The sequence below is a fragment of the Methylobacterium sp. 10 genome, assembly GCF_000519085.1.
Lineage (GTDB): Bacteria > Pseudomonadota > Alphaproteobacteria > Rhizobiales > Beijerinckiaceae > Methylobacterium.
In genome coordinates this window covers 808,297-832,186 of record NZ_KI912577.1, presented here as the reverse complement: position 1 = coordinate 832,186, position 23,890 = coordinate 808,297, and the positions used below count along the sequence as shown (strand labels likewise).

Genomic DNA, 23,890 nt, shown 5'->3' with positions numbered 1-23,890 from the left:
TCCGATATCCCTCGAAATGCCTCTACGAGACCGGGCGGCCGGACGGGCCGCCCGGCACGAGCCGCACGTGATAGCCGGCAAAGACGTCGGCCCCGAGGACGAGGCCGAGGAGCAGGCCCTGGAAGGCGCGGGTCAGGTCGAGGGGCAACTTCAGATCGATCTGCGCGCCCTCGCCGCCGATGGTGGTCAGCGCGATGACGATGGCGGCGATCAGGATGCCCGGCGGTGAGAGCCGCCCGAGGAAGGCGACGATGATCGCGGTGAAGCCGTAGCCCGGCGAGATCTCCGGCTGGAGCTGCCCGATCTTTCCCGCCACCTCGACGATGCCGGCAAGGCCCGCCGCGCCGCCGGAGATGGCGAAGACGGCGAGCGTCAGGCGGGCATCGGAGAAACCGGCGAAACGCGCCGCCCTCGGGCTCGCGCCGACGACCCGCACCTCGAATCCGAACAGGGTGCGGGCCAGCACGACGGTGGCCAGCACCACGGCGAGAAAGGCGACCACCACGCCCGCATGCAGCGTCTCGCCCTCCATGAGGTAGGGCAGCCGCGCCGCGGGATCGAAGCCGACGCTCTGGGGAAAGTTGTAGCCCGCCGGATCGCGCAAGGGACCGCGGACCATGTAGTCGAGGAGGAGCTGGGCGACGTAGACGAGCATCAGGCTCGTGAGGATCTCGGAGACGCCGAGGCGGACCTTCAGGACCGCCGGAATCATCGCGTAGGCGGCGCCCGCGAGCGTCCCGGCGATCAGCATCGCGGGCAGGATCCAGAGCGTGAACCCGCCCATGCCGTGCGTGGCGACGCCGACCCAGCCGCCGGCCAGGCCGCCGACGACGAACTGGCCCTCGGCCCCGATGTTCCAGAGATTGGCGCGGTAGCAGAACGCGAGACCGGTGGCGATCAGCGCCAGGGGCGCGGCCTTCAGGGCGATCTCCTGGAGCGACCAGACCTCGCTCAGGGGGGTGACGAAATAGGTGACGAAGGCGTCGCCCGGCGAGACCCCCAGGGCCGCCACGGCGATGCCGCCGATCAGCACCGCCGCCACGAAGGCCAGCGCCGGAGAGAGGATGTCGAGCACCGGAGAGCGGCGGGTGCGGGGAACGAGGTCAAGACGCATGATGCGCTCCGCGTGTCGTCGGACCCGGCGCGCGATCCCTTGCCCGCCCACGCTGCGTCTCGGGATAGCTTCCGAGGAGGGAGAGCATCCCCTCTTCCCCCGCGCCTACGATGTTCACCCATCTCGCGGACACCACGTGTCCCCTCTCCTGGAAGGAAAGGGACAGGGTGAGGTGGGTGAGTTTTCCGGAGATGGACCACACCTCACCCCAACCCTCTCCTTCCAGGAGAGGGAGACCGGCGCGCCTCATAGTGATGCCTCCGGTTGGCGAGAATAGCCGTCGAGCGGATGTGTGAATCCGGTAGCCCCGCGTGCGGGGAGAGGGGATGCGCGGGCATCGGTCAGTGCGCATGGGTCACCGCCTTTGACGCGTCCCGAGGTTCGGCCGACGCGTCTCCCGATCCGCCCATGAGCAGGCCGATGGCCTCGCGGGTCGTCTCGCCCGCGGGCACCGCCGTCGAGAGCGTGCCATCGTGTAGCACGGCGATGGAGCCGGCGATCTCGAACAGCTCGTCGAGGTCCTGGCTGATGACCAGGATCGCGGCGCCGCGCGCGGACAGGTCGATCACCGCCTGCCGGATATGCGCCGCCGCCGCCGCATCGACGCCCCAGGTCGGCTGGTTGATCACGAGCACGCCGGGCTCCGCCAGGATCTCGCGGCCGACCACGAATTTCTGGAGGTTGCCGCCCGACAGGGTGCCGGCGGCAGGGTCCGGCCCCGCCTTGCGCACGTCGAAGGCCTCGATCACCCGTCTGGCGAGATCGCGCGCGGCCCCGAGACGGAGCAGGCCGAAGCGGGTCAGCGGCGCGGTCGGGTAGCGCGAGAGCAGGGCGTTCTCGGAGAGGCTCATGAGGGGGGCCGCCGCGTGGCCGTTGCGCTCCTCCGGTACGAACGCCGCGCCGAGGCGCCGGCGCGCGTTGATGCCGAGCGCCCCCACGGCCGCACCGTCGATGCGCACGGCGTCCGGGTCCGGCGCGCGGGTCTCGCCGGACAGGGCGGCGAAGAGTTCGGCCTGGCCGTTGCCGGCGATGCCGGCGATGCCGAGGATCTCACCGCCGGAGACGCCGAGGGTGACGTCGCGCAGCGAGGTGGCGTGCAGGCCCGGAGCGGGGAGGGTGAGGCGGTCGAGGCGCAGGCGTTCCGCGCCCACCGTCCCGGCCGCGCGCCCCGTGACCTCGCGGACCGCGCTGCCCACCATCATGGCGGCAAGCGAGCGGGCCGTCTCCTCCTGGGGGTTGCAGGCGCCCACCACCTTGCCGCCGCGCAGGATGGTGGCGCGCACGCAAAGGCGCCGCACCTCATCGAGGCGGTGCGAGATGTAGAGCAGCGCCCGGCCCTCCGCGCGCAGGCGCTCCAGCATGGTAAACAGCACCTCCGCCTCGCCGGGGGTGAGCACCGAGGTGGGCTCGTCGAGGATGACGAGGCTCGGGTCCTGGAGCAGGCAGCGGACGATCTCGATGCGCTGGCGCTCGCCCGCCGAGAGCGACCAGACCGGGCGATCCGGTTCGAGATGCAGGCCGTAATCGATGCCGAGCTTGGCGATGCGGTCGGCCAGCGCCCGGCCGGACAGGTCCTTGGGCATGACGAGGGCGATGTTCTCGGCCACCGTCAGGTTCTCGCAGAGGGAGAAATGCTGGAAGACCATGCCGATCCCGAGCCGGCGGGCGGCTTCCGGGTTGGGCAGCTGCACGATGTCGCCCTTGTGCGTGACGACGCCCTCCGTCGGCTCCAGCAGGCCGTAGAGGATCTTCATCAGGGTCGATTTGCCGGCGCCGTTCTCGCCCAGAAGGGCGTGGATCTCGCCGGCGCGGATCTCGAGATCGACGCCGTCATTCGCCGTGAAGCTGCCGAAGCGCTTGACGATGCCGTAGGCGCCGAAGAGCGGGGTCGGTCCCGGCCTCGGGCCGGGCGGCGGGGCGGAGGGAAAGGGTGCGGTCGCCATCGTCAAACCGTGCCGAACAGGTGTCGGGCCAGGCGCGAGTGCTCCTCGCGAAGCCGTCGCGTGTCGAGCCCGACCGGGTGCCCGTCGATCACCCGCCATTGCCCGGCGACCATCACCCGGTCGGCCCGGTGCGCCCCGCACAGGACCAGGGCCGCCAGCGGATCGTGGCTGCCGGAGAAGCGCAGTTCGTCGAGGGTGAACAGGGCGAGGTCGGCCTCGCGGCCCTCCTCGATCCGTCCGATGTCGCTGCGCCCGAGGCAGGCGGCGGAGCCCTCGGTGGCCCAGCGCAGGGCGTCGAGATGGGTGACCTTCTCCGCGCCGTAGGTGAGGCGGTTCAGCATCAGGGCGTGCCGGACGCCCTCCATCAGGTTCGAGTTGTCGTTCGAGGCCGAGCCGTCGACGCCGAGGCCGACGGGGCTTCCCGCCGCCTCGAGATCGCAGGTGCGGCAGCACCCCGAGGCCAGGGTCATGTTCGAGGTCGGGCAATGGCAGACGCCGACCCCCGCCTTGCCGAGGCGGGCGATCTCCGCGTCGTTGAAGTGGATGCCGTGGGCGAGCCACGCACGCGGGCTCATCCAGCCGACCTCCTCCAGGTAGTCGACCGGGCGCAGCCCGAACGTCGACACACAATAGGCTTCCTCGTCGAGGGTTTCCCCGAGATGGGTGTGCAGGCGGCAATCGTGGCGTTCGGCCAGTGCCGCGCTCTCCTGCATCAGCCGCTTCGTCACGGCGAACGGCGAGCACGGCGCCAGCCCGATCTGCACCATCGCGCCGGGCGCGGTGTCGTGGAACAGGTTGAGCACCCGTTCGCTGTCGGACAGGATGGTGTCGTCGTCCTGAACCAGGGTGTCCGGCGGCAGGCCGCCGTCACGCACCGACACGCTCATCGAGCCACGGGTGACGACGGCGCGGATGCCGAGGCTCTTCGCCTCCTCGACCTGGATGTCGACGGACCTCTCGAGCCCCTTTGGGAACAGGTAGTGGTGGTCGCCCGCCGTGGTGCAGCCCGACAGCAGGAGTTCGGTATAGGCCAGCCGGGTGGCGAGGCGGAACGCGTCCGGGGTGAGCTTGTCCCAGACCGTGTAGAGCGCCTTCAGCCAGGGAAACAGCGGCTTGTTGATCGCCAGGGGATGGGCGCGCGTCAGCGTCTGGAAGACATGGTGATGGGTGTTGACGAGGCCGGGAATGACCACGTGGCGCGAGGCGTCGAAGGTCTCGTGCACCGGTGCCGCCGGCGTCCCGCCCGACGCCACGAGCTCCACGATGCGCGACCCCTCGACGACGAGGCCGCCGGCGGACTCCGCCGCGAGGATCGTCAGCGGGTTCCTGATCCAGAGGCGGCGGGCTCCGGCGTCTCGTTCGCTCATCCTGGCTCCCGATGTCATGTGCCCCGGAGCGGAGCACATTTCAGGCCCTTCGGGTATCCGTGCCTTCAGAAGATGTGAAAGGCGAGGCCGGCAAGGAAGCTCTTCTCTTCGTTTCCCTTGAAGTTCGCGCGATCGACGTTGCCGAACTTGTTCAGCCAGTACTGGAACCCGATGAAGGCATCGAGCTTGTTGGGCTGATTCCAGATCAGCTTGCCGATATCGAGGACGAGGTTCGTCCGCGACAGGAACTCGACGCCCGTCCCCGGATAATAGCCGCCCGGATAGTTGAACGGGTCACGGATACCCTTGCCCTTCGGCGTCACGATGTTGTTGAAGCCGGCGATGCTCAGCGGAAGGTTCGGGAGGAAGGTCAGCGGGAAATTGTAGACGATCTCGAACTCTGGAACGGTGTCGAAGCTGACGTCACGGTCGGGCTGGACGTTGAAGCCGTTGCGGTTCCATTCCTTGTAGGCATGGACGCTGATGTTGAGGAAGCCCGCCGGCACGTCCACCGAGAATGTCAGGCCCCCGACGACGTCGCGCTTCTTGGGACCGAAGGCGGTGTTCTTGGCGTTCGCATCGAAACCGAAGGAGAGCGAGACGTCCTTGACGATGCCGGGAATGGCGAAGGCCTTCGTCCCGGTGAGGGCGTTCAGGCTCAGGGTGCCGCGATAGAGGCCGTAGGCTTCCGTGGCGCCGTGATCGTATTGCGCGAAACCGCCCGGGACGTTGGTGGTCCCCGCCGGATCCTGTGACGTCGATTGCAGGATGTCGAGGGAGAAGAAGTTCGTGCCATAGGCCCAGGCGTCGGCATGGGAGATGTTGGTGATGTATTTCGGGATGTCGCGATTGCGGAAGCTGCCATCCGCCTTCTGGATCTGCACGCCCGGCTCCGCGGCCGGGAACTGATAGCGAAAGCTCACCTGCGTATCGGAGAACAGGAAGAAGGACGGCGCCTTCACCGGTGCCGGCTCGGCGACCTTGAGCGTCTTCACCGGATCGATGTCGGCCGCCATGCTGCCGTCGATCATGCCGCATCCGATCATGCCGAGCGACAGAGCCGCGACCGTGAGCCCCCGTGCGACCATCGTGCTTCTCCTCATTCGCAGCCTGTGAGGGGATGTCCGCAACCGATGTGCCATCGCGGGCCACCGGCCAACCGCCGATGGGTGGAGTCATATAATTGCAACGCATTCCCGGCATCGGGCCGCAACGCCGTCACGTTGCGGCACGCGGGAAACTCGTCGTACTCATGGCGCGCGCAGGCTCATGGCGCGCGCATGCCGTCCCTGCGCCGATCGCGTGTCGTGAACCGAGACCACAGTGCCTGCGTCCCCGACCCACTCCGAAAGCCTGTCCGACAGAATCGCCGACGCCATCCTGTCGGGTGAATTCCCTCCGGGCGCCCGGCTGGACGAACAGGTCCTGGCCACGCGCTTCGGCGTCTCGCGCACGCCGGTGCGCGATGCCCTGCGGCTTCTCAACGGCACCGGCCTGATCGACCTGCGCCCCCGCTTCGGCGCCACCGTGCGGACGATCACGCCGGACCAGCTCGACATGCTGTTCATCGCCATGGGCGAGATCGAGGCGACCTGCGCCCGCCTCTCGACCCTCAGCATGACGTCGACGGAGCGCGGCCAGCTTCGGATGCTGCATGAGCGCATGGGCGCCCTCGCCGAGGCCGGGGACCACGACAGCTACGTCGTCGCCAACCGGGATTTCCACGGGCTCCTCTACGAGGGCGCCCACAACACGGTGGTGGACGAGATCGCCCGCAATCTGCGGCGGCGGCTGACGCCGTACCGCCGCGTCCAGTTCCAGGCACCGGGGCGCCTCGCCCGCTCGCATGCCGAGCACGGCCTCGTCGTCCGCGCCGTCCTCGCGCGGGACGCCGCCGCCGCGAATTCCGCGATGCTCGTCCACATGAGCGTCGTCGAAGACGCCTTCGAGACCCTTGACGCCCAGAGCGCCGCCGCGCGCGAAGCGGCCGGAGAACGGGCGCGCGACCGCCTAGAGCGGATCGCCGCGCCGGTCCGCGCGGGCAAGGCGCGCCCGCCGCGCTGACGGGGTCGGCTCCCCTCGGGGAGCATGCATAGAAGCTCGCCAGGACGAGGCCAATCTTCGGGCATCGAAGTGTATGGTTTGGGCAGGGTTTTTCCGGTCCTTGCATACATCATGAAGCCCAGCCGGTCCGATTCGCGATGGCGCGAGGCCCCTGATGCCCAACCTCCTCGAAGCCCAGCCGTCCCCGCTCCCCTTCGATGCATCGAGCACGGCCCTCGTCATCATCGACATGCAGCGCGACTTCCTCGAGCCCGGCGGCTTCGGCGAGAGCCTCGGCAACGACGTCTCGCTCCTCGCCTCCGCCGTGCCCCCGACGAGAGCCCTCCTCGACGCGGCCCGCGCGTCCGGACTCCTGGTCGTGCATACACGGGAGGGGCACCGGCCGGACCTCTCGGATGCGCCGCCGGCCAAGCTGGAGCGCGGTGAGCCCACGGCGCGGATCGGTCAGCCCGGACCGATGGGCCGCATCCTGATCCGCGGCGAACCCGGGCACGACATCATTCCCGCGCTGGCGCCGCAGGATGGGGAGCCGGTGATCGACAAGCCCGGCAAGGGCGCCTTCTACGCCACCGAACTCGCCGACGTGCTCGCGGCCCGCAACATCGCCACCCTTCTCGTCTGCGGCGTGACCACCGAGGTCTGCGTGCACACGACGGTGCGCGAGGCCAACGACCGCGGCTATCGCTGCGTCGTCGTGGCCGATGCCTGCGGTTCGTACATCCCAGAGTTCCACGCCGCCGGGCTCGCGATGATCAAGGCGCAGGGCGGCATCTTCGGCTGGGTCTCGGATTCGGACAGCGTCATCGCTGCCCTCGGCCGGCACGGCTGAACCCCTTTTTTCCGGCGCGGCACCTTCGCCCCGCCTCGGCACGATGGAGGGCACCACGGTGAGCGGCATGACGAACACGGCCGGCGCATCCCGCGGCCCGGCCCTCTGGGTGCCCGGCGACTGGAACGCGTTCTTCGGTTTCGGCACCAACATCCTCGTCAACATGCTGGTGCTCACCGGCCTGCTGCGCTTCGTCCTCGGCATGCCCGACGCGATCACCTTCGGGCGCATCCTGCCCGCCGTCGGCCTGATGCTCTTTCTCTCCACCGCCTATTACGGCTGGCTCGGCTACCGGCTCGCCAAAGCCACCGGCCGCGACGACGTCTGCGCGCTGCCCTCCGGCATCAGCGTGCCGCACATGTTCATCGTGGTCTTCGTGATCATGCTGCCGATCAAGCTCTCCACCGGCGATCCGGTGAAGGCCTGGGAGGCGGGACTCGCCTGGGTGTTCATCCAGAGCTTCATGCTGATGATCGGCGGGTTCATCGCCCCCGTCATCCGGCGCATCACGCCGCGCGCGGCGCTCCTCGGGACGCTGGCCGGCGTCTCCGTCACCTTCATCGCCATGCGCCCGGCGCTGGAGCTGATCCAGACCCCGGTGATCGGCGTCGTCGCCTTCGCCATCATCCTGCTCGCGTGGTTCGGCGGCGTGCGCTATCCGGGCCGCCTTCCGGCCGGCCTCGTGGCCATCCTGTTCGGCATGGCCGTGGCCTGGGGGGCGAAACTGTTCGGGATCGATATCGGCGGGGTCAGCGGCCCCGGCCTGACGAGCGCGCTCTCCGGCATCGGCTTCTCGGTGCCGCTGCCGGCCATCGGCCATGTCTTCGGCGGCTTCGAGTTCATCGGGATCATCCTGGTGACGGCGATCCCCTTCGGCATCTACGACCTCGTGGAGGCCATGGACAACGTCGAGAGCGCGGAAGTGGCGGGCGACGCCTACCCGACCACGCGGGTGCTCACCGCCGACGGGGTGGTCAGCCTGATCGGCTGCCTCATGGGCAACCCCTTCATCAACGCCGTCTATATCGGCCATCCCGGCTGGAAGGCGATGGGCGGGCGGATCGGCTACTCCTTCGCCACCGGCATCGTCGTTCTGCTGCTCGCTTGGCTGAACCTGATCTCACTGATCTCCAGCGTGGTGCCCATCGTCGCGATCTCGCCGATCCTGCTCTACATCGGCATGCTGATCGGGGCGCAGGCCTTCCAGGAGACGCCGCATTCACACGCGCCGGCCATCGTTCTGGCCTTCGCGCCGCATCTCGCGGCCTGGGCCAAGACGCTGATCGACGGGGCGCTGGGGGCGGCCGGCACCAGCGCCGCTGCGGTGGGCATGGACAAGCTCGGACAGGTCGGCGTGCTCTATCACGGGCTCGCCGTGCTCGGCGAAGGCGCGATCCTCGGCGGGCTGATCCTCGGTGCCATCGCGACCTTCATCATCGAGCGCGACTTCCCGAGGGCCTCGGCCTTCGCGGCGGCCGGGGGCGTGCTGACCTTCTTCGGCTTCATGCACGGGCCCGCCGTCGGCTTCGCGGTGACCCCGACCCTGGCGCTCGCCTACCTGCTCGTCGCCGGCCTGCTCTTCGTCGCGGCCCGTGGCACGGTCCCGGTCCCGGCGATGGCGCGGACCACACACGCCCCGGCGGAATAGGTGACGGGTCGCCCGCGGGCATCGACCGCATCCGTCCGGTCTGGCCTTCGGCCTGCGGTCCCGATTCCCAGACCTGGGTGACGCCGAAAAAAAGGGGTTGCTGCCTCGGCAACCCCTCCGGATTCCGGCCCGACGCGTCAGGCTATTCCGCGGTGCCCCACTCGTCCTTGGCCTGGGCGGAGGTCCGGTTCAGCTTGACCTTGCCGTCCTCCACCGCATCGATCGAGTCGATGTGGAGGAAGTGGTGCCGGCCCTGCGCTTCGGGATCGGTCCGGGTGAGCTTGATGCGCTGCCCGTCGAGATGATCCACCGTGCCCACATGCCCGTCATCGGAACCGACGACCGGCATATGCTCCTGGATCTTGCTGGTATCGACCATGATGCGATCTCCCTACTCGGCCTTGGCCCTGGACTCAGCTTTGGCGCCCTTCTTCCGGGGAGCCGCCTCGTCTTCCGTCCCGGTCTTGTTTTCGATCGCGGTCTCTTCGGAGCCCTCGACGTTGATGGTCTGAGCGATCTGCGTGAGGAGTTCGTCGGTCTTCTTCTCCTCCTGAAGGGTTTCGTCGAGGAGCTTGGCGGCATCCTCGTAGCCGAGCTGGCTCGCCCAGGTCTTGAGGGTGCCGTAGCGGGCGATCTCGTAATGCTCCACCGCCTGTGCGCAGCCGATCAGGACCGCATCCGCCGCCGGGCTGTCGCCGAAATCCTCGAGATCCTCTTCCATCTCGGCGGTCAGGCCCTGCATGGCCTCGCAGGTCTTGGCCCGCGCCGACTTGCCGATGATCTCGAACACCTGCTGAAGGCGCTCGACCTGAACGGCGCTCTCCTCGGCATGGGTCTCGAACGCCTGACGCAACTCGTCGTGCTCGGCGGATTTGGCCGACTTCTTCAACGCGCGAACGGATTGCTTCTCCGCGTAATAGACGTCCTTGAGAGTCTCGTAGAAAGCATCATGCAAAGTTTTCTGCTTGGCTGCCATGGACATCATCCCACTTGAACGAGTGTATTATTTCGTACCGACGCGGCATGGCGCTGTCAGTCCTCCAAAGAACGCTCGCTTTGCCTTGCGGCTCCCAAAAAATAGAGATCGATATTTGGGGGAAAACTATGGGGATTGCGTCCGGCCGTGGAACCTTTCGCAGCCGGGCTGCCATGCTTGGCGGTCGAGCCGACGTCAGGACGCGGTGGGAGGATGGAGCCGCAGCCGCCCGGCCTCGCCGCAGGCCGTGAACCAGGCCCGCTCGGCGTCCCAGGGATGGCCGGACCAGCCGGCGAAGCCGAACCCATAGACGTCGATCGGGGGCAGGGTCGGGCTCCGCCCCTCGATGATGGCGAGGGCCACGAGGAAGCCCGTGCTCGGATTCGGGGTGCCGGAGACGTGGGGGGCCAGCAGGTGGCGGGCGCGGTCATGCAGGGCGGATGGGAGGACATGGACCGGGCGGCGGGCGAGCTTGTCCCGCAGGGGAGCCGTCCAGCAGACGCGCTCATGGGCTCCCTCCTCGTCCGGCGCGAGTTCGGGGAAGGCCAGCAGGTAGCTGCGGGCCTGCCGGATCACGGGGCGATCGAGGAACCCGAGATCCTCCATCCAGGCGCGGGCCTGGCCTCCGCGATTGACGAGGGCGAGGTGGGTCACGCGCGATCCCGCCGGGCCGCCGAAACCCGCGGCGTTGTTGAAGCGCACCACGCAGGACGCTCCGTCGATGGCCCGGCCGTGATCGCCGATCTCCCGCGCGTTGCCCACGAGGGCGAGGTGGGGATCGTCCAGGGCAGGCCATGACCACATGGGCTGAGTCGACATGGGCTGAGTTCCTTGAGCGGGCCACCGGTGCGGGGATTCGTGGATGGGGCGGCGGGACCTATGACGATCCGTCCGACCGGGCCAGGGACGATCCGGGCGCCGTCCGCTCCATGGCGTTGAGGACGTCGGCAAGGGCGGCAGCCGCCTCCCGGCTCAGTCCGACCTGCCGGACGCTCTTCACCAGCGCCGGCTCCAGCGTCTTGGTGTCGTAGACCGTCCACCCTCCGAGCTCGGGAGCGATGGCGTAGACGGCATGTTCGTTGTCGTTCATGGCGCGCCTCGCATTCGAGGAGAGAGGATAGGGCGCGAAGGCCCAACTCCCAGCCTTGCGCGTCGGCGCCCTGCGCTCGCACCGCGTCTTTCCGACCCATCGGCGGCTGGAATCATGGCGCGCGGGTTCGGACAATACGGAAAAGCCCGCCTCGGCCGAAGCCGGGCGGGTGAAGTTTTGCTCATAGGAAGGCTCCTCTCGAGGAGCGAGAGCATCATGTTCCTTCTGGTATACCAGCGTCAAGGCCGGAACGACGCAGGATCACCGGAAACCGCAATTCCATCGGTTTGGCTCACACCATGAGGATCGTCGCGTGATCCCTGCGCCGAGATCCTTCGAAAAAAGCGGGGAGCCGCCGGCCCCCCGCTCTTCGTGTGGTCGTCGCCGGCGTGTCGGGCCATCCGGGGCCGGAGGGCGATCGACCGCCGGTGGAGCCCGGGTCAGAGGATGAACGACCCGCTGTCTATGGCCTGATGACCCTGGACGATGAAGTCGAAGTCTGATGCACCGTCGCCATTCGTATCACCCTGTATGAGAGCGTTGCCGCCAGCGAATTTCACTCGCAGCTCGCCAGCCTCGCCGGAGAATGCCTGGGTTCCGACGAACTGGAAGCCCTGGTCCCCGGCCAGCCCGAAATTCGCATCGATCGCGCTCAGGTCGATGCGGTCGCCCGCGGCGAAATCGAAGTCCTTGATGATGTCGCGTCCGCCGATGGCGACGTCGCTGTCGGTGACGTCTTTGAACACGAACGTGTCGGCACCGCCGCGGCCGTAGAGAAGGTCACGGCCGTCACCGCCGTAGATCTCAGTATCGCCGGCGTTGCCGAAGATCTCGTTGTTGCCGGCATTGCCGTTGGCGACGAGAGCCGCGTTTCCGCTAAGAACCATCTTCTCCGTATCGGTTTCCATCGTGTGACTGACGGTCGAGCGGATCGTATCGAAGCCCTCGCCCGGCTGTTCGATGGCGCGATCCCCGGCATTGTCGATGAGGTAGGTGTCATTGCCGGTGCCCCCGCGCATGGTGTCGGCTCCGCTGCCGCCGAGCAGGGTGTCGTTTCCGCCATGGCCCGTCATGACGTCGTCGCCGGCACCGCCGCTCAGACGGTTGTTGCCGTCGTTGCCGGTGATGTCGTTGTCGAGGTCGTTGCCGAAACCGCTGAGGTTGCGAGCCCCTGTCAAGACGAGGTTCTCGACATTGGCCGCGAGGCCGTAGGTCACCGAGGCATAGACCGTGTCGTTGCCCTCGCCGGGGAGCTCCACGATCTTATCGCCGACCCTGTCGACGAAGTAGGTGTCGTCACCGAGACCGCCATGCAGGGTGTCGTTGCCGGTTCCGCCATCGAGAATGTCGTTTCCGCCCTTGCCGAACAGGAAGTCGCTCCCGCCCTCGCCGTGGAGGGTGTTGTCCCCGCCGGTGCCGAAGAGGGAGTTGTTCAAGGTATTGCCCGTCCCATCGAGATTTCCGGCGCCGGTCAACACGAGGCGTTCGACATTGGCCCCGAGGGTGTAGTCGATCGAGGAGCGCACGGTATCGGTGCCCTCGCCGGCCAGTTCGATGACTTGGTCGCCAGCATCGTCGACCACGTAGGTGTCGTCGCCGGTGCCCCCGCGCATCGTGTCCGCGCCGGTGCCGCCGAGAAGGGTGTCATCTCCCCCGCGTCCCGAGAGCATATCGTCGCCGGCGCCCCCGTCGAGGCGGTTGGCACTGTCATTGCCCACGAGGCTGTTGTCGCCCTCGGTACCGGTGGCGTCGATGGCGTCGGTTCCGATGAGGATGACGTTCTCGACATTGGCGCCGAGGCTATACGTCACCGACGAGCGGACGGTGTCGTTGCCCTCGTCGGCGGCCTCGATGACCTGATCGCTCGTGGAATCCACGACGTAGACGTCATCGCCGGTACCGCCGCGCATGATGTCGTCACCGGCGCCGCCGATGAGGACATCGTCGCCGCCGCGTGCGGTGAGACGGTCGTTGCCGGCGCCGCCGTCGAGGCGGTTGTCGCCGTCGTTGCCGACGATGCTGTTGTCGAGGGCATTGCCGGTTCCGTCGATGCTGCCGGTGCCGGTGAGGATCAGGTTCTCGACGTTGTCGGGGAGTGTGTAGGTCACGGAGGAGCGCACGGTGTCGTCGCCCTGGCCGGGGGCCTCCACCACGCTGTCGCCGGGTGAATCGACGATGTAGGTATCGTCGCCGCGGCCGCCGATCATGGTGTCGTTGCCGGCGCCGCCGTCGAGGGTATCGCTGCCGATGCCGCCGCGCAGGGTATCGTCGCCATCGCCGCCGGTCTGGGTGCCGCCGGCATCGATGACGATGTCGATGAGGTCGGGGGTGGCGTCGAGATTGAGGCCGACCAGGGAGACCGTCTCATCGAGGGTTCCGAGGAGGATGTCCACGGTGCCGCCGACGAGATCCGTCACGAGGGTTCCGACGCTCCCGAGAATGCCGGGGCTGGTTTCCGTTCCGAGATTGACCGGCTGGAAAGGCAGGTCGAGCGTCGCCAGGACCGTATCGCCGAGCTTGACCTCGACTCCGTCATAGCCGCCGCTGGCCGAAACTGTCCCTGTTAAGACGCCGGTCGAGGCCTCGATTTCCCAATTGCCACTGTAATTGTAGGTGAGGCCGTCCGCCTCGATCGTGAGAACGTTGAACGTATCGGTTCGGCTGCCGTCGAGAAGGAGGTTCCCGACGCTGCTGACGAGCCCTGTGAACGACAAGTCGGCGTTGGCTAGGTTTGGAACGAAGAAGTCACGAACGTCGAAGCCGGCATTGGTCAGGATTGATACAGTGGCCATTGTGTTCTCCAAACCCACAAAGCGGGATTAACTGGATAACTTGAGTGCCATGCCTGTTCACATGGCAGGAAGTAGGCGCTTAGCCCGACTTTCAAAGGCACGGTACGCTCGATCTGTTCCCGTATTACAGTCCGATTGCGCTTGAGTTGGCGCTTCGGTACAAATTTGTACTTAACAACAGTTTTCATTTGCTTGAGGTTATGTATTCATTCCGACAATTTGAGTGTTCGATTTGTGCCATGCAGCATTCGCTGGCGGCGCAAGGCTAAATCATTCGATTTCGGGGCGGCTCGAGTCGTGGGGTCAGGTCCGCGCAGAGCGGAAAGGCATCGCCGCCGGGGTCGCCGGTTCGGCTGCCCCATGTCGGGCCGTCCCTCCCGCCGTATGCCGCCGGCTCGGCAGATCGACGGTTCACTTCGCTGTTGCGAGATCGTCCGTCCAAGCCCGGGCGTCGAGGATGCCGCCTCGGGGCGGTGCCACGGGCTCGATGTCGGGAGTGGCGGTCAGGGGCGGCCGGCCGAGGGAGCCGGGGCCGGCCACGAACCTCAGGATTTCGGGACGGCCACCCGACGACGCCCGAGACGGACCACGCATCCCGGCGGGAGGCGGGTCAGGTCGGGAGGCGCGTCACGTCGGGCTCTCTATCGATTCCGGCTGCCGGGATGCGACTGTCTGACGTCGGCGTACAGCGCCTCGCACGCGTCCAGCCAGACGTCGTGGGTGAAGTGGCGGCGGACGCGGTCATGCGCGCTCCGTCGCGGGATGGCCAATGCCCGCCCGATCGCGTCGGCGAGGGCGGTGTCGTCTCCGGGCGGGGCGAAGGCGCCTGCCTCGCCGATGACCTCGCGAGCCGCTCCCCTGTCGATGCTGGCCACGGGCAGGCCGCAGGCCATGGCCTCGATGGCGACGAGGCCGAAGGGCTCGTCCCAGCAGGGTGTGAACAGGAAGACCGAGGCCCGGCCGACTTCCGCTGCGAGCGAGGCTCCATCGAGATGGCCGCCATAGCGGATCGCCCCGCCGAGGAGTGGCCTGACCGTCTCCTCCCAGTATCCGGCATCCTCCGTCGAGCCGAAGAGGGTGAGGGCGATGCCCGCCTTCCGCGCCGCCTCGATGGCGAGGTGCGTCCCCTTGTAGGGCGTGATCCGGCCGCACCAGACGGCGCTGCCGTCGCCACGGTCGCGGTAGGGCCAATCGGCCGGGTCGATGCCGTTGGGGAGCACCGACACCTCGGGCGGCGCCCCCTCCGGGAACCAGGCACGCAGCTGCCCTTGCGACGTCACCGTGATCCGGTGCGAGGGGGCGACGCCGTCGTGAACGAACCAGCGCAGGGCATCGTAGGGCGGCACGTGGAGGGAGGTGACGGTGGGCACCGCCTCCGTTCGCCCGCGCGCCAGGGGCAGGCGGCTGAGGCTATTGTTGTGGACCACGTCGAAGCCGCCGGCGGCGATCCGATCGCAGGCGGCGGCGTAGCCGGCATCGAGATGGGCGATCAGCGCCGGGTTGCCGGTATGCTCCTGGCCGGGGAACGTCCGCTCCTGGTGCTCGGGCAGGACCGGGTCGAGGGTGAAGCGCGGGTCGCTGTCGCCGGAGGCGAACAGCACGACCTCGTGGCCGCGAGCCTGCAGCCCCCGGGCGAGGTGCCAGCTATGGGCCTCCATGCCGCCCTTGAAGGGCTGGGCGATGGGCTGGCGCACATGGGCGAGGAGCGCAATCCTCATCGGATGGCTTTCATGCCGGCTCGGGCTCCGCCGCGAGGGCCCCGGCCCGTTCGCCGAGGGCGGCGGCGTTCCGTGCATCGAGGATGCGGATGACCGAGGCCGTGTTGGAATAGGGCTGGTGGCTCTGCTGGCCCGTGAGCGCGAGATCGTCGGCATCCGGTGGGCGCAGGATGCGGATCGGCCGCCCGGGCGTGTCGTCGATCAGCCCCATGAGGCGGAACGCATGGAGCCAATGGCCCATGGTCCGGTAGCCCCACTTCGCCTCGAACAGCTCGGCGTTGCGCACCACGCTGTCGAGATGATGGATCGGCGGCATGTGGTGCGGATGGTACTGGTGATAGACCCGCGCACCCTCGAGCCAGGCGATGGCGATGCCGCGCTCGTCGAGGAGCTTGCCGAAATCGGTGTCCTCGCCGCCATAGCCCGCGTAGCGCTCGTCGAAACCGCCGACGCCGAGGAAGGTCGCCCGCCGCATGGCGAAGTTCAGGGACCAGAAGCAGCGATAATCATTGCAGATCTCGATACCCTCGGCCGGCGGGCCGCGCCGGTCCGAATGCCGGACGGCGACATCCGCGAAGCCGTCGTAGTTCCACGCGCCGGCGGTGGCGCCGCCGGGGAGGTAGAGCACCTCGCCCATCAGCAATCCGTCGCATTCCTCGAGGCGGCGGGCGTAATCCGCCACGAGGGTGGGCGCGGGGATGCAGTCCACGTCGAGGAAGACCACCGCCTCCCCCGATGCGACCGCCACGGCGCGGTTGCGCGCGGCGGCGAGCGGCAGCGGGTCGCCCGCCACCGGGATCTGGCGGATCGGGAACGGCGCCTCCGGCAGGTCGTAGGGATCGTCCTGCATGCGGGCGACGACGAGTTCGGCGGGAGCTTGCGTCTGACGCATCAGGCCGAGGACGAGGTTGGTGAGATGCGTAGGCCGTCCCTTGGCCAGCGTCACGACGGAAACGGTCGACATTCTCGAGGTCCGGTTCTTGGGGGAGCGGAAGGGGTCAGGCGCCTGGCGCGGCGGGAGCGCCGGCCCAGAGTTCGTCGGTGAGGGTTTCGAGCCAGCCGGCGGCGCGGGCGGCGGCCTCCGGGGCGTGGAGCGGGCGCAGGGTCTCCCCGTCGAGGCGGCGCGCCCGGTCGAGGAGGTCGCGCCAGCCCTGGAGGTCGCCGGGCCAGTGCGGGGCCTGCACGGCGACGCCGAGGCGCACCAGGGCCTCGGCCTTGCGCGTCTGCTCGCCGAAATAGCGCCATTCGGGCATCACCACGAGGCGCCCTCCCACCCGCGCCACCTCGTGGACCGTGTTGTCGCCGGCGGACGCGATGACGATGTCGGCGGCGGCGAGGTAGTCGGTCACGGACGGCACCCATCCGAGTTCGCGCAGATTGCCGAAATCGGTCTCGTGCCCCTCGCGGTGGGTCGGCCCCAGGGTCAGCCAGAGGGCGTCGGGCACGGCGCGTGCCGCCACGGTGAGAGGCGCGTAGGGCGTGCCGCTGCCCCCGCCGCCGGTCACGGCGACGACGATCTCCCGGTGGGGATCGAGCCGCAAGCGGGCGCGGGCCTCGGCGCGGGGGAGCACCGGATCGACGCTGGTGCACAGGCCGCCGCTATAGAAGGTCCTGGCGCGGAGGTAGTCCGGGTAATCGTCCTGCTCCAGCCGCTCGTCGAAGGGGGCGAGCATGCCGATGCAGGCCTCGTAGGCGCCCACATGGCCGATGTCGGAGCGGTCGCCGTGCATGCGGATCTGCACAGCCGGCACGCTCGCCGCGCGCGCCAGCAGGGCGATCTCGGCCGAGACGTCCACAACGAACAGGCCGACCTCCCGGTCGTCGAGGTGGTCGAGGATGGTGCGCATGGTCCGGCGCGTCTCGCTCACGCCCAGCGGCACGCAGTGCATCACGCGGGGTGTCGGTTCGGCGAACAGCCGCGCGGTGGGCACCCTGGCGCCGATCATGTTGGGCAGGGCGACAATCTCGATATCGCGGGAGAACCCGTCGAACAGGCTCGGATCGGCAGTGAGGACGGAGACGGGCCGCGTGGCGGCGAACTCGGCCACCACGGCGCGGGTGCGGTTGGCGTGCCCGCGCCCCTGGTGGTGGACGAAGAAGGCGATGGGTTTCGTCATGGGACTCGAGGTGGGTTCAGGAGAACAGGCGCGTGCCGGGCTGTCGGGCGGCGGCGATCTCGGCGGGGTCGGGTGCGCGCAGGCGCCGGATGGAGGTGGCCTGCGCGTCCCAGGCGATGAGGCCGGCATCGCGGAACTGGCCGAGCCAGTATTCCATGCACCAGGTGCCGTGCCGGGCATGGAAGCGGGTGGCGTTGCGCAGGATCGACTCGAAATGCGGCAGGGGCGGCACGTGGACCGGGTGATGCTGGTGGTAGGCCCGCGCGCCCGCGATCCAGAAGGTCGGCAGGCCGGAGGCCGCAAGGCGCACGGCGAAATCGGTTTCCTCGCCGCCATAGCCCGAGAAGCCCTCGTCCATGCCGCCGACGCTGCGGTAGGCGGAAGCCGGGAGGGCGAAGGACAGGCCCCAGAGTTCCCGCGCCTCCGGTTCCGGGCGCAGGCCGGTCTCCGGGATCGGGGGCTTGGCCGGATGCACCCGCCCGGCACGGTCGAGCGCCTCGCAATCGAGGCGAGGGCCCACGGCGCCCTCGGGCAAGTAGAGCACTTCGCCGAGCAGCAGAGCCTCGGCCTCGGCTCCGGCATAGGCCGCGACCAGCCCCGGCCCGGGGATGCAATCCACGTCGAGGAAGATCAGGCGCTCGCCCTGCGCCGCCTCGGCGGCGCGGTTGCGGGCGGCGGCCAGCGGCATCGGCTCACCCGGCACGTGCAGGTGCCGGACGGGACAGCCGGGATCCGGGAGGTCGGGGACCGGCTCCGGCTGCATCCAGGCGATCACGAGTTCCAGGGGCGCCACCGTCTGTCGGGCGAGCCCGCGCATCAGGTTGCGCAGATGCTCCTCGCGGTGGCGGACCAGGGTGAGAACGCTGACGGAGAGCGCTCTAGCCGGCATGGACGGGCATCTTCCGGAAATGCGCAACGCCCTCGATGACACCGCGCGCATGCGAGGCGCGGGCGACGTAGGAATGGCCGAGCGCCGCATGGGTGGCGAGGTCGTCGGAGAAGTTGGCGACGATGATCGCCTGTCGCCGCACCCGCAGCATCTCCACGTCGTTGCCGGAATCGCCCGCAACGAACACGTCGCCTTCGGCGAGGCCGTAGAGTGCGCGGACGTGGTCGACCGCCGTCCCCTTCGAGGCCGCGGGCGGCAGCACGTCGAGGTAGCGGCCGTGGCTGTGGATGATCGAGGCGGCGAGGCCCGAAGCGTCGAGTCTGCCCCGCACGCGCCGGGCGGTGGCGGCATCGCCGAAATAGCTGAGCTTGTGCGGGCGCTGTTCCAGGGGGCCCTGCGGAACGAGGTCGGGAACCTGCCCGAGCACGGCCCGCACCTCCTCCCGGCTCCAGCCACGGGAGACCGTGTCCCGCCAGGACCGGTCGGCGGTGTAGCTCACCCCGTTGGCGTCGAGATGGTAGATCTCCGAGCCCACCGACGTGATCATCACCTGGGGGCGCGGGCTCGCCTGCTGCTCCAGGATCGCCATGGCGCTGTGGAACGACCGCCCGGTGGCGACGCCGAAGGCGAGGCCCTCCTGCTCGCTGCGCCAGAGGCGGAACGCGGTGAGGCCGGCGTCGCACCCGACCAGGGTGTTGTCGATGTCGCAGATCAGGAGCTGGCGCGGATGGCTCGGCGGCGCCTCGGCCGCCCCGAGGGCGCGCAGCAGGGCGTGGTAGCGCAGGGCGTGCCGGTCCCAATCGTAGGCCGCCGCCGCCCGCTCGCCGCCGGCGACGAAGCGGTCGCGCAGGCCGGGCTCGGTGAGGATGCGCAGGCAGGCCCGCGCGATCCCGGCCGGATCACGCGGATCGACGAGGAGGCCGTTGCCGCAGGTCTCGACGATGTCGTTGGGGCCGCCGCTGTCGGTGGCGACCAGGGGCAGGCCGGCGGCGGAGGCCTCGAGCAGGGTCAGGCCGAAGGGCTCGTTGAGGGCCGGGTTGACGAACACCCCGCCGCGCTCGCGGGCATAGGCGTACAGGGCCGGCACGTCGTCGGGGCGGTGGGTCTTCGGATAGGCCACCCGCCCGTAGAGGTCGTGGCGGTCGATGAGCACGAGGAGGTCGCGCATGGTCTCGGCCATGCCGCCGTCGAGGTCGGCGAGGTCGTCGCGGGTTCCGGCCACGAGGACGAGGTTGGCGCGGGCCTGGAGCTCCGGGCTCTCGCCATAGGCGGTGACCAGGGCGGCGAGGTTCTTTCTCGCCACGGGCCGGGCAAGGGCGAGCAGGGCGGGTTTTCCGGGTTCGCGCAGGAAGCGGTCGATGGAGGCGTCCACCCTCGGGCAGGTCCGCGCCGCGTGGAAGCGCGCCAGGTCGCTGCCCGGCGGCAGGACGCGGATGCGGCCGGGATCGTAGGCCGCATAGGTCGCGTATTGCACCTCGGCCTCGTCGCGGGAGGAAGCGACGACCAGGGCGGCGCGGGCAAGGGCCGTCTCCTCGGCCGCGATCCGGTGCGCCAGGGACGGGGTATCCGTCGGCGGCCGGCCCATGGCGCGGACCTTCACCCGCCCGAGGGAATGGGCGGTGAACACGAAGGGGATGCCCAGCCGGTCCTCGACCAGGGCGGCGACGGCGGCGGCATCGGCATAATGCGCGTGGATCATGTCGGGGCGCACGGGCTGCGCGGCGATCCAGGCGACGAGGGCTTCTGAGAAGCTTTGCACCTCCCCGCGCAGCGCTTCCTTGGGCAGGTAGTCCGGCGACGCGCTGGCGAGTCGCACGATCGTCACCTTGTCCGATACGACTTCCTCGGGCACGGCGTAGTCGGCCCCGAGCGAACTTTCGAACAGGCGGGTGGCGATGACGATCCGGTCCGCAGCCGCGTCCCGGGCACAGGCCCGGACGAGATCGAGCAGGTAGCGGATATGGCCGCCCGTATCGGCGGTGAGGCCGTAGGCGACATCGTCCCCGCGAAGACATCCTTGAAGCGCGATGTGAAGAACGAACATCAGCGGCGGGGTGCCGACACATCGAGCACGGATAAAATGTCGACTTTCATACCTAAAACACAAGAACAACCCGTAATCCGTGTCGCACAGGTTGCACCCAACATCTTTCCGACCCCTCCGACGCATCATGGCGGGACGGAGCGCGTCATCCACGATCTCAGCATAGCACTGCGAAACTTGCAGGTGGAGGTAACGCTCTTCGCCCCGGCGGACAGTGTGACAGATATACCAAGGGTCGGGGATCATCTCAGTCTCGCCGCCCTGGAGGCCCGTGAGGGCCGGGTGGCTCCGGGGGTACCCGCGGCCCTTGAAGCCCTGCAGATGGAGGCGCTTGCCCGTCGCCTCGACGACTTCGACATCGTCCATTGCCACGGCGAATTCGCGCATGCTCCCGTACTCGGCGCGCGGCGATGCCGCAGCCTGACGACGGTGCATTGGCGCGTGGACGAGCGCGACCGGGCGCTGTTCTTCGCCGGCTTCCCCGACCTGCCCGTAGCGGCGATCTCGGCGGCGCAGGAAGCCGGCATCCCGGCGGCGAACCGCGCCGGCATCGTCCATCACGGTATCGCTCGCGACCGTTACGTCCTGCGGACGGAGCCGGAGGGCTATCTCGCCTTCATCGGCCGGATGACCGACCAGAAGCGGCCCGACGTCGCCATCCGCGTCGCACGGGCGGCGGGCCTGCCGATCCGCCTCGCCGGGACGGTGGATGTGGGTAACCCGGACTATTTCGACCGGGCGGTCCGCCCGCTGCTCGGTGACGACGCCGTCTATGTCGGCCCGGTGGACGATGCCGCAAAGGGCCGGCTCCTCGGCGGCGCGCGCGCCCTGCTGTTTCCCATCGACTGGCCGGAACCCTTCGGCCTCGTGATGATCGAGGCCATGGCCTGCGGCACCCCGGTGATCGCCTGGAACCGGGGCTCCGTGCCCGAGATCGTCGAGGACGGGGTCACGGGCTTCGTCGTCTCCTCCGAGGCCGAGGCGGTGGCGGCCCTGGCGCGGGTGGGCGAGCTCGACCGGACGCAGGTGCGCCGCCGCTTCGAGACGCGCTTCACCGCCGAGCGCATGGCCGCCGACTACCTCGCCATCTACCGGCGCCTGCTCGGCCGGTGAGGGGGCGCATGCGCACGGCGCTCCTCGCCTGGGACTATCCCCCGGCCCCGAGCGGGCTCTCCACCGCCGCACGCGAGATCGCCGAGAGCCTGAGCGCGCTCGGCGTCACTGTCACGGTGTTCACCCTCGACCGCACCGGGTCCGGCGACCATGCGGGCGTGGGAATCGAGGGGATCGGCCTCCCGCCGGGCTCCTCCCTCGCGCGGCTGCGCCTGTGGGGATCGGCCGGGCACCTCGCTGCGCCGATGGCCTTCCGCCGGGCGGTGCTGCGGGCTCATGCCCGGCATCCCTTCGATTGCATCGAGGCCACGAACTGGTATGGGCCGGCCTCCCTCCTCGGAGGCGGCGATGCCCCGCCCCTGGTGACCCGCAACTCGACGCCCGCCGCCTTCTCGCGCGAACCGGCCACCTCCCTGCGCAACCGCCTCGACGGTCTCGCTGCCGACCGGCTGGAACGCCGGCAGGCCAGGGCGAGCGCCGGCCTCATCTCGAACACCGGCGAGCATGCGGCGCGAATGACGGCGCTCTATGATCTCCGCCCCGCCCGACCCCACGCGGTGATCGGCCTGAGCCTGCCCCCGGAGATGCTGGAACGCGCCCGCGCCGCGCCCTATCCGGAGGCCAGGGACGGTCCGGTCCGCCTGCTGTTCGTCGGCCGGGCCGAGCCGCGCAAGGGGTTCGATCTGCTGCTGGCCGCCGCCGCGATCCTCGGTGCCGAAGGCGAGGCCGGAACGCTTCCCTCCTTCGAGATCGCCCTCGTCGGCGTAGCCGAGGCCGACCTCCCGGTGGATTGTCCCGTTGCCGCGCGACGGCGCCTGCGCCCCCTCGGCCGGATCGATGCCGCGGCCCTTGAGGCCGCCTATGCGCGGGCGCATGCGGTGCTCGCCCCCTCGCGCTACGAGAGCTTCGGCCTCGTCTACCAGGAGGCCCTGGCCCATGGCCGCCCGGTGGTGGCCTGCGCCGAGGATGCCAGCGCCCGCGCCTTTATCGGCGTGCCGGGGGCAGGGACCCTCGCGCGGGAGGCGACGGGGGTGGCCCTGGCCGAGGCCATCCGTCCGCTGCTCTTGGATTCCGTCCTGCGCCTGCGCCTGCGGGACCGCGCCCTGGCGGCGAGCGGCGCGTTCGATCGGGCGCGGCTCGGGGCCGAGACCCTGGCGCTCTACGAACGGGCCATCGCGGGAACGCGTCAGGGCCGGTAGGGCCGCAGCAGCGCCGTCTCCTCCTCCGGCCGCCCCCGGCCGGGGTCCATCGCCTCGTAGCGCCGGGACCGCGCCTCCACATGGGCACGCGAGAGCCGGTGCTCGATGGCGCCGTGGAGGGTGATGAAGCCCCGCCGCCACGCGCCGCCGAGATCGGGACGCTCGTGAACACGCCCGCGGAAGCGGACATGCGCGCGATTCAATCGGTACTGAACGTCCGGATAGACATCGGACAAGATCCCGTCGACGCGGTTGCGCCGGGGCAGGCCGATGGAGAGGATGTCCCCCTCCTCGGCCAGGGCGGCCAGCGCCGGAAGCAGCTCACTCACGGCGGGTGCCAAGTCCTCGTCGGCATCGAGCTGGAGCATCCAGGCACGCCGCGACAGATCCTGCAGCGCGTTGCGCTGGGCCGCGAAATCGCCGGCGAGGGGACGGGCGGCGATGCGCACGGCGCCGGTGGAATAGCCGCGGATGGGCGCGGCGGAGGGCGGGCCGTCGGGGGCGTCGACGAGGATCGCCACGTCGCTGGTCCAGGCCGCATGGGCGGGGAGGCGGGCCAGTACGGTCTCCAGATCCTGCGGCCGGCAGAGGAGGCCGAGCGAGACCGTTGCCGGCAACGCGGCGTTCAGATCGAACAGGTCTCCGGCGGCGGCCCGTTCGGAATGCGGATGCAGCAGGGCCACGCGGTCGGCCTCGCGGACCGCCCGCACGCCACGGCGGAGGCGGGTCGCGGCAAGGCGCAGGGTGTAGATGTCGAGGCCGTAGGGCGCCTCGGGATCAAGGCGGAACGCGCGCCCGGCCAGCCCCCGTGCGAGATGGGCCCAGCAAGCGGAGGAATCCGCCCCGGCCTCGACCAGCACGCCGCACGAGGCGCAGGCGAAGGGAAACGCCCGCCGTTGCCCACCCTCATGGACGATGTGCCGGTCCGTCGGCTCGAGGCTATCGGCCTCACAGACGAAGCAGCGTCGCATGGATCTCATTCATCGC

20 protein-coding genes are annotated in these 23,890 nt (G+C 69.4%); 5 read left to right on the top strand and 15 right to left on the bottom strand.

Annotated features, from left to right (window positions below):
• Positions 1-22: 22 nt before the first annotated feature.
• The 4 genes from K368_RS0103795 to K368_RS0103780 all read right to left on the bottom strand — a co-directional run bounded on the left by K368_RS0103795 (position 23) and on the right by K368_RS0103780 (position 5,512).
• Entirely contained in the window at positions 23-1,114 is a 1,092-nt protein-coding gene (locus K368_RS0103795) for an ABC transporter permease (RefSeq protein WP_027171225.1), read from the bottom strand.
• Between the two features lie 341 nt (positions 1,115-1,455).
• Complete coding sequence (locus K368_RS0103790) at positions 1,456-3,057, bottom strand: ABC transporter ATP-binding protein (protein ID WP_027171224.1); 1,602 nt, start codon at positions 3,055-3,057, stop codon at positions 1,456-1,458.
• A gap of 2 nt (positions 3,058-3,059) precedes the next feature.
• Positions 3,060-4,424, bottom strand: a complete 1,365-nt coding sequence (locus tag K368_RS0103785; RefSeq protein WP_027171223.1) for an 8-oxoguanine deaminase — start codon at positions 4,422-4,424, stop codon at positions 3,060-3,062.
• Positions 4,425-4,489: 65 nt separating this feature from the next.
• A complete protein-coding gene (locus K368_RS0103780; protein ID WP_027171222.1) occupies positions 4,490-5,512 on the bottom strand; it encodes a hypothetical protein in 1,023 nt (340 codons plus the stop codon).
• A 235-nt stretch (positions 5,513-5,747) separates the two neighbouring features.
• On the opposite strand from K368_RS0103780, the gene K368_RS0103775 reads away from it, so the two are divergent.
• The 3 genes from K368_RS0103775 to K368_RS0103765 all read left to right on the top strand — a co-directional run bounded on the left by K368_RS0103775 (position 5,748) and on the right by K368_RS0103765 (position 8,965).
• The gene (locus K368_RS0103775; RefSeq protein ID WP_027171221.1) at positions 5,748-6,488 is read left to right on the top strand and encodes a GntR family transcriptional regulator; all 741 of its coding nucleotides are present in this window, start codon (positions 5,748-5,750) and stop codon (positions 6,486-6,488) included.
• Positions 6,489-6,642: 154 nt separating this feature from the next.
• A complete protein-coding gene (locus K368_RS0103770) occupies positions 6,643-7,317 on the top strand; it encodes an isochorismatase family cysteine hydrolase (RefSeq protein WP_027171220.1) in 675 nt (224 codons plus the stop codon).
• Between the two features lie 67 nt (positions 7,318-7,384).
• Positions 7,385-8,965 (top strand): hypothetical protein, encoded by a 1,581-nt coding sequence (locus tag K368_RS0103765; protein WP_027171219.1) that lies wholly within the window; start codon positions 7,385-7,387, stop codon positions 8,963-8,965.
• A 142-nt stretch (positions 8,966-9,107) separates the two neighbouring features.
• Here the strand turns inward: K368_RS0103765 and K368_RS0103760 are convergent, their stop codons facing one another.
• The 10 genes from K368_RS0103760 to K368_RS0103710 form a co-directional block, all read right to left on the bottom strand.
• Complete coding sequence (locus tag K368_RS0103760) at positions 9,108-9,344, bottom strand: DUF2171 domain-containing protein (RefSeq protein ID WP_027171218.1); 237 nt, start codon at positions 9,342-9,344, stop codon at positions 9,108-9,110.
• A gap of 12 nt (positions 9,345-9,356) precedes the next feature.
• Complete coding sequence (locus K368_RS0103755) at positions 9,357-9,941, bottom strand: ferritin-like domain-containing protein (RefSeq protein WP_027171217.1); 585 nt, start codon at positions 9,939-9,941, stop codon at positions 9,357-9,359.
• Between the two features lie 195 nt (positions 9,942-10,136).
• Positions 10,137-10,760, bottom strand: coding sequence for a hypothetical protein (locus K368_RS0103750; RefSeq protein ID WP_051439745.1), 624 nt, complete (start codon positions 10,758-10,760; stop codon positions 10,137-10,139).
• A gap of 58 nt (positions 10,761-10,818) precedes the next feature.
• Positions 10,819-11,031 carry a hypothetical protein gene (locus tag K368_RS0103745; protein ID WP_027171215.1) on the bottom strand — a complete coding sequence of 71 codons (213 nt, stop codon included), beginning with the start codon at positions 11,029-11,031 and terminating at the stop codon, positions 10,819-10,821.
• A 440-nt stretch (positions 11,032-11,471) separates the two neighbouring features.
• Complete coding sequence (locus K368_RS23850) at positions 11,472-13,823, bottom strand: calcium-binding protein (protein WP_051439744.1); 2,352 nt, start codon at positions 13,821-13,823, stop codon at positions 11,472-11,474.
• Between the two features lie 641 nt (positions 13,824-14,464).
• Positions 14,465-15,541: a glycosyltransferase gene (locus tag K368_RS0103730; protein ID WP_027171214.1), complete on the bottom strand. Its 1,077-nt coding sequence runs from the start codon at positions 15,539-15,541 to the stop codon at positions 14,465-14,467.
• A 10-nt stretch (positions 15,542-15,551) separates the two neighbouring features.
• The gene (locus K368_RS0103725; RefSeq protein ID WP_027171213.1) at positions 15,552-16,505 is read right to left on the bottom strand and encodes a galactosyltransferase-related protein; all 954 of its coding nucleotides are present in this window, start codon (positions 16,503-16,505) and stop codon (positions 15,552-15,554) included.
• Between the two features lie 34 nt (positions 16,506-16,539).
• Positions 16,540-17,658 (bottom strand): glycosyltransferase, encoded by a 1,119-nt coding sequence (locus K368_RS0103720; RefSeq protein WP_027171212.1) that lies wholly within the window; start codon positions 17,656-17,658, stop codon positions 16,540-16,542.
• A 16-nt stretch (positions 17,659-17,674) separates the two neighbouring features.
• Positions 17,675-18,547, bottom strand: a complete 873-nt coding sequence (locus K368_RS0103715) for a galactosyltransferase-related protein (protein ID WP_027171211.1) — start codon at positions 18,545-18,547, stop codon at positions 17,675-17,677.
• Positions 18,537-20,591, bottom strand: a complete 2,055-nt coding sequence (locus tag K368_RS0103710) for an HAD-IIB family hydrolase (protein ID WP_027171210.1) — start codon at positions 20,589-20,591, stop codon at positions 18,537-18,539. The genes K368_RS0103715 and K368_RS0103710 overlap by 11 nt, the downstream gene beginning before the upstream one ends.
• A gap of 36 nt (positions 20,592-20,627) precedes the next feature.
• On the opposite strand from K368_RS0103710, the gene K368_RS0103705 reads away from it, so the two are divergent.
• Complete coding sequence (locus K368_RS0103705) at positions 20,628-21,704, top strand: glycosyltransferase family 4 protein (protein ID WP_051439743.1); 1,077 nt, start codon at positions 20,628-20,630, stop codon at positions 21,702-21,704.
• 8 nt (positions 21,705-21,712) lie between these two features.
• Positions 21,713-22,903 (top strand): glycosyltransferase family 4 protein, encoded by a 1,191-nt coding sequence (locus K368_RS0103700; RefSeq protein WP_027171208.1) that lies wholly within the window; start codon positions 21,713-21,715, stop codon positions 22,901-22,903.
• Here the strand turns inward: K368_RS0103700 and K368_RS0103695 are convergent.
• Positions 22,891-23,874, bottom strand: a complete 984-nt coding sequence (locus K368_RS0103695) for a hypothetical protein (protein ID WP_027171207.1) — start codon at positions 23,872-23,874, stop codon at positions 22,891-22,893. The two genes, K368_RS0103700 and K368_RS0103695, sit on opposite strands and share 13 nt — an antisense overlap.
• Between the last annotated feature and the right edge of the window lie 16 nt (positions 23,875-23,890).

Coding starts and splice junctions, on each gene's coding strand:
- K368_RS0103795 (WP_027171225.1), bottom strand. CDS start 1,114: ATGCGTCTTGACCTCGTTCCCCGCACCCGCCGCTCTCCGGTGCTCGAC.
- K368_RS0103790 (WP_027171224.1), bottom strand. CDS start 3,057: ATGGCGACCGCACCCTTTCCCTCCGCCCCGCCGCCCGGCCCGAGGCCG.
- K368_RS0103785 (WP_027171223.1), bottom strand. CDS start 4,424: ATGAGCGAACGAGACGCCGGAGCCCGCCGCCTCTGGATCAGGAACCCG.
- K368_RS0103780 (WP_027171222.1), bottom strand. CDS start 5,512: ATGGTCGCACGGGGGCTCACGGTCGCGGCTCTGTCGCTCGGCATGATC.
- K368_RS0103770 (WP_027171220.1), top strand. CDS start 6,643: ATGCCCAACCTCCTCGAAGCCCAGCCGTCCCCGCTCCCCTTCGATGCA.
- K368_RS0103765 (WP_027171219.1), top strand. CDS start 7,385: ATGACGAACACGGCCGGCGCATCCCGCGGCCCGGCCCTCTGGGTGCCC.
- K368_RS0103760 (WP_027171218.1), bottom strand. CDS start 9,344: ATGGTCGATACCAGCAAGATCCAGGAGCATATGCCGGTCGTCGGTTCC.
- K368_RS0103755 (WP_027171217.1), bottom strand. CDS start 9,941: ATGGCAGCCAAGCAGAAAACTTTGCATGATGCTTTCTACGAGACTCTC.
- K368_RS0103750 (WP_051439745.1), bottom strand. CDS start 10,760: ATGTCGACTCAGCCCATGTGGTCATGGCCTGCCCTGGACGATCCCCAC.
- K368_RS0103745 (WP_027171215.1), bottom strand. CDS start 11,031: ATGAACGACAACGAACATGCCGTCTACGCCATCGCTCCCGAGCTCGGA.
- K368_RS23850 (WP_051439744.1), bottom strand. CDS start 13,823: ATGGCCACTGTATCAATCCTGACCAATGCCGGCTTCGACGTTCGTGAC.
- K368_RS0103730 (WP_027171214.1), bottom strand. CDS start 15,541: ATGAGGATTGCGCTCCTCGCCCATGTGCGCCAGCCCATCGCCCAGCCC.
- K368_RS0103725 (WP_027171213.1), bottom strand. CDS start 16,505: ATGTCGACCGTTTCCGTCGTGACGCTGGCCAAGGGACGGCCTACGCAT.
- K368_RS0103720 (WP_027171212.1), bottom strand. CDS start 17,658: ATGACGAAACCCATCGCCTTCTTCGTCCACCACCAGGGGCGCGGGCAC.
- K368_RS0103715 (WP_027171211.1), bottom strand. CDS start 18,547: ATGCCGGCTAGAGCGCTCTCCGTCAGCGTTCTCACCCTGGTCCGCCAC.
- K368_RS0103710 (WP_027171210.1), bottom strand. CDS start 20,591: ATGTTCGTTCTTCACATCGCGCTTCAAGGATGTCTTCGCGGGGACGAT.
- K368_RS0103705 (WP_051439743.1), top strand. CDS start 20,628: ATGTCGACTTTCATACCTAAAACACAAGAACAACCCGTAATCCGTGTC.
- K368_RS0103700 (WP_027171208.1), top strand. CDS start 21,713: ATGCGCACGGCGCTCCTCGCCTGGGACTATCCCCCGGCCCCGAGCGGG.
- K368_RS0103695 (WP_027171207.1), bottom strand. CDS start 23,874: ATGCGACGCTGCTTCGTCTGTGAGGCCGATAGCCTCGAGCCGACGGAC.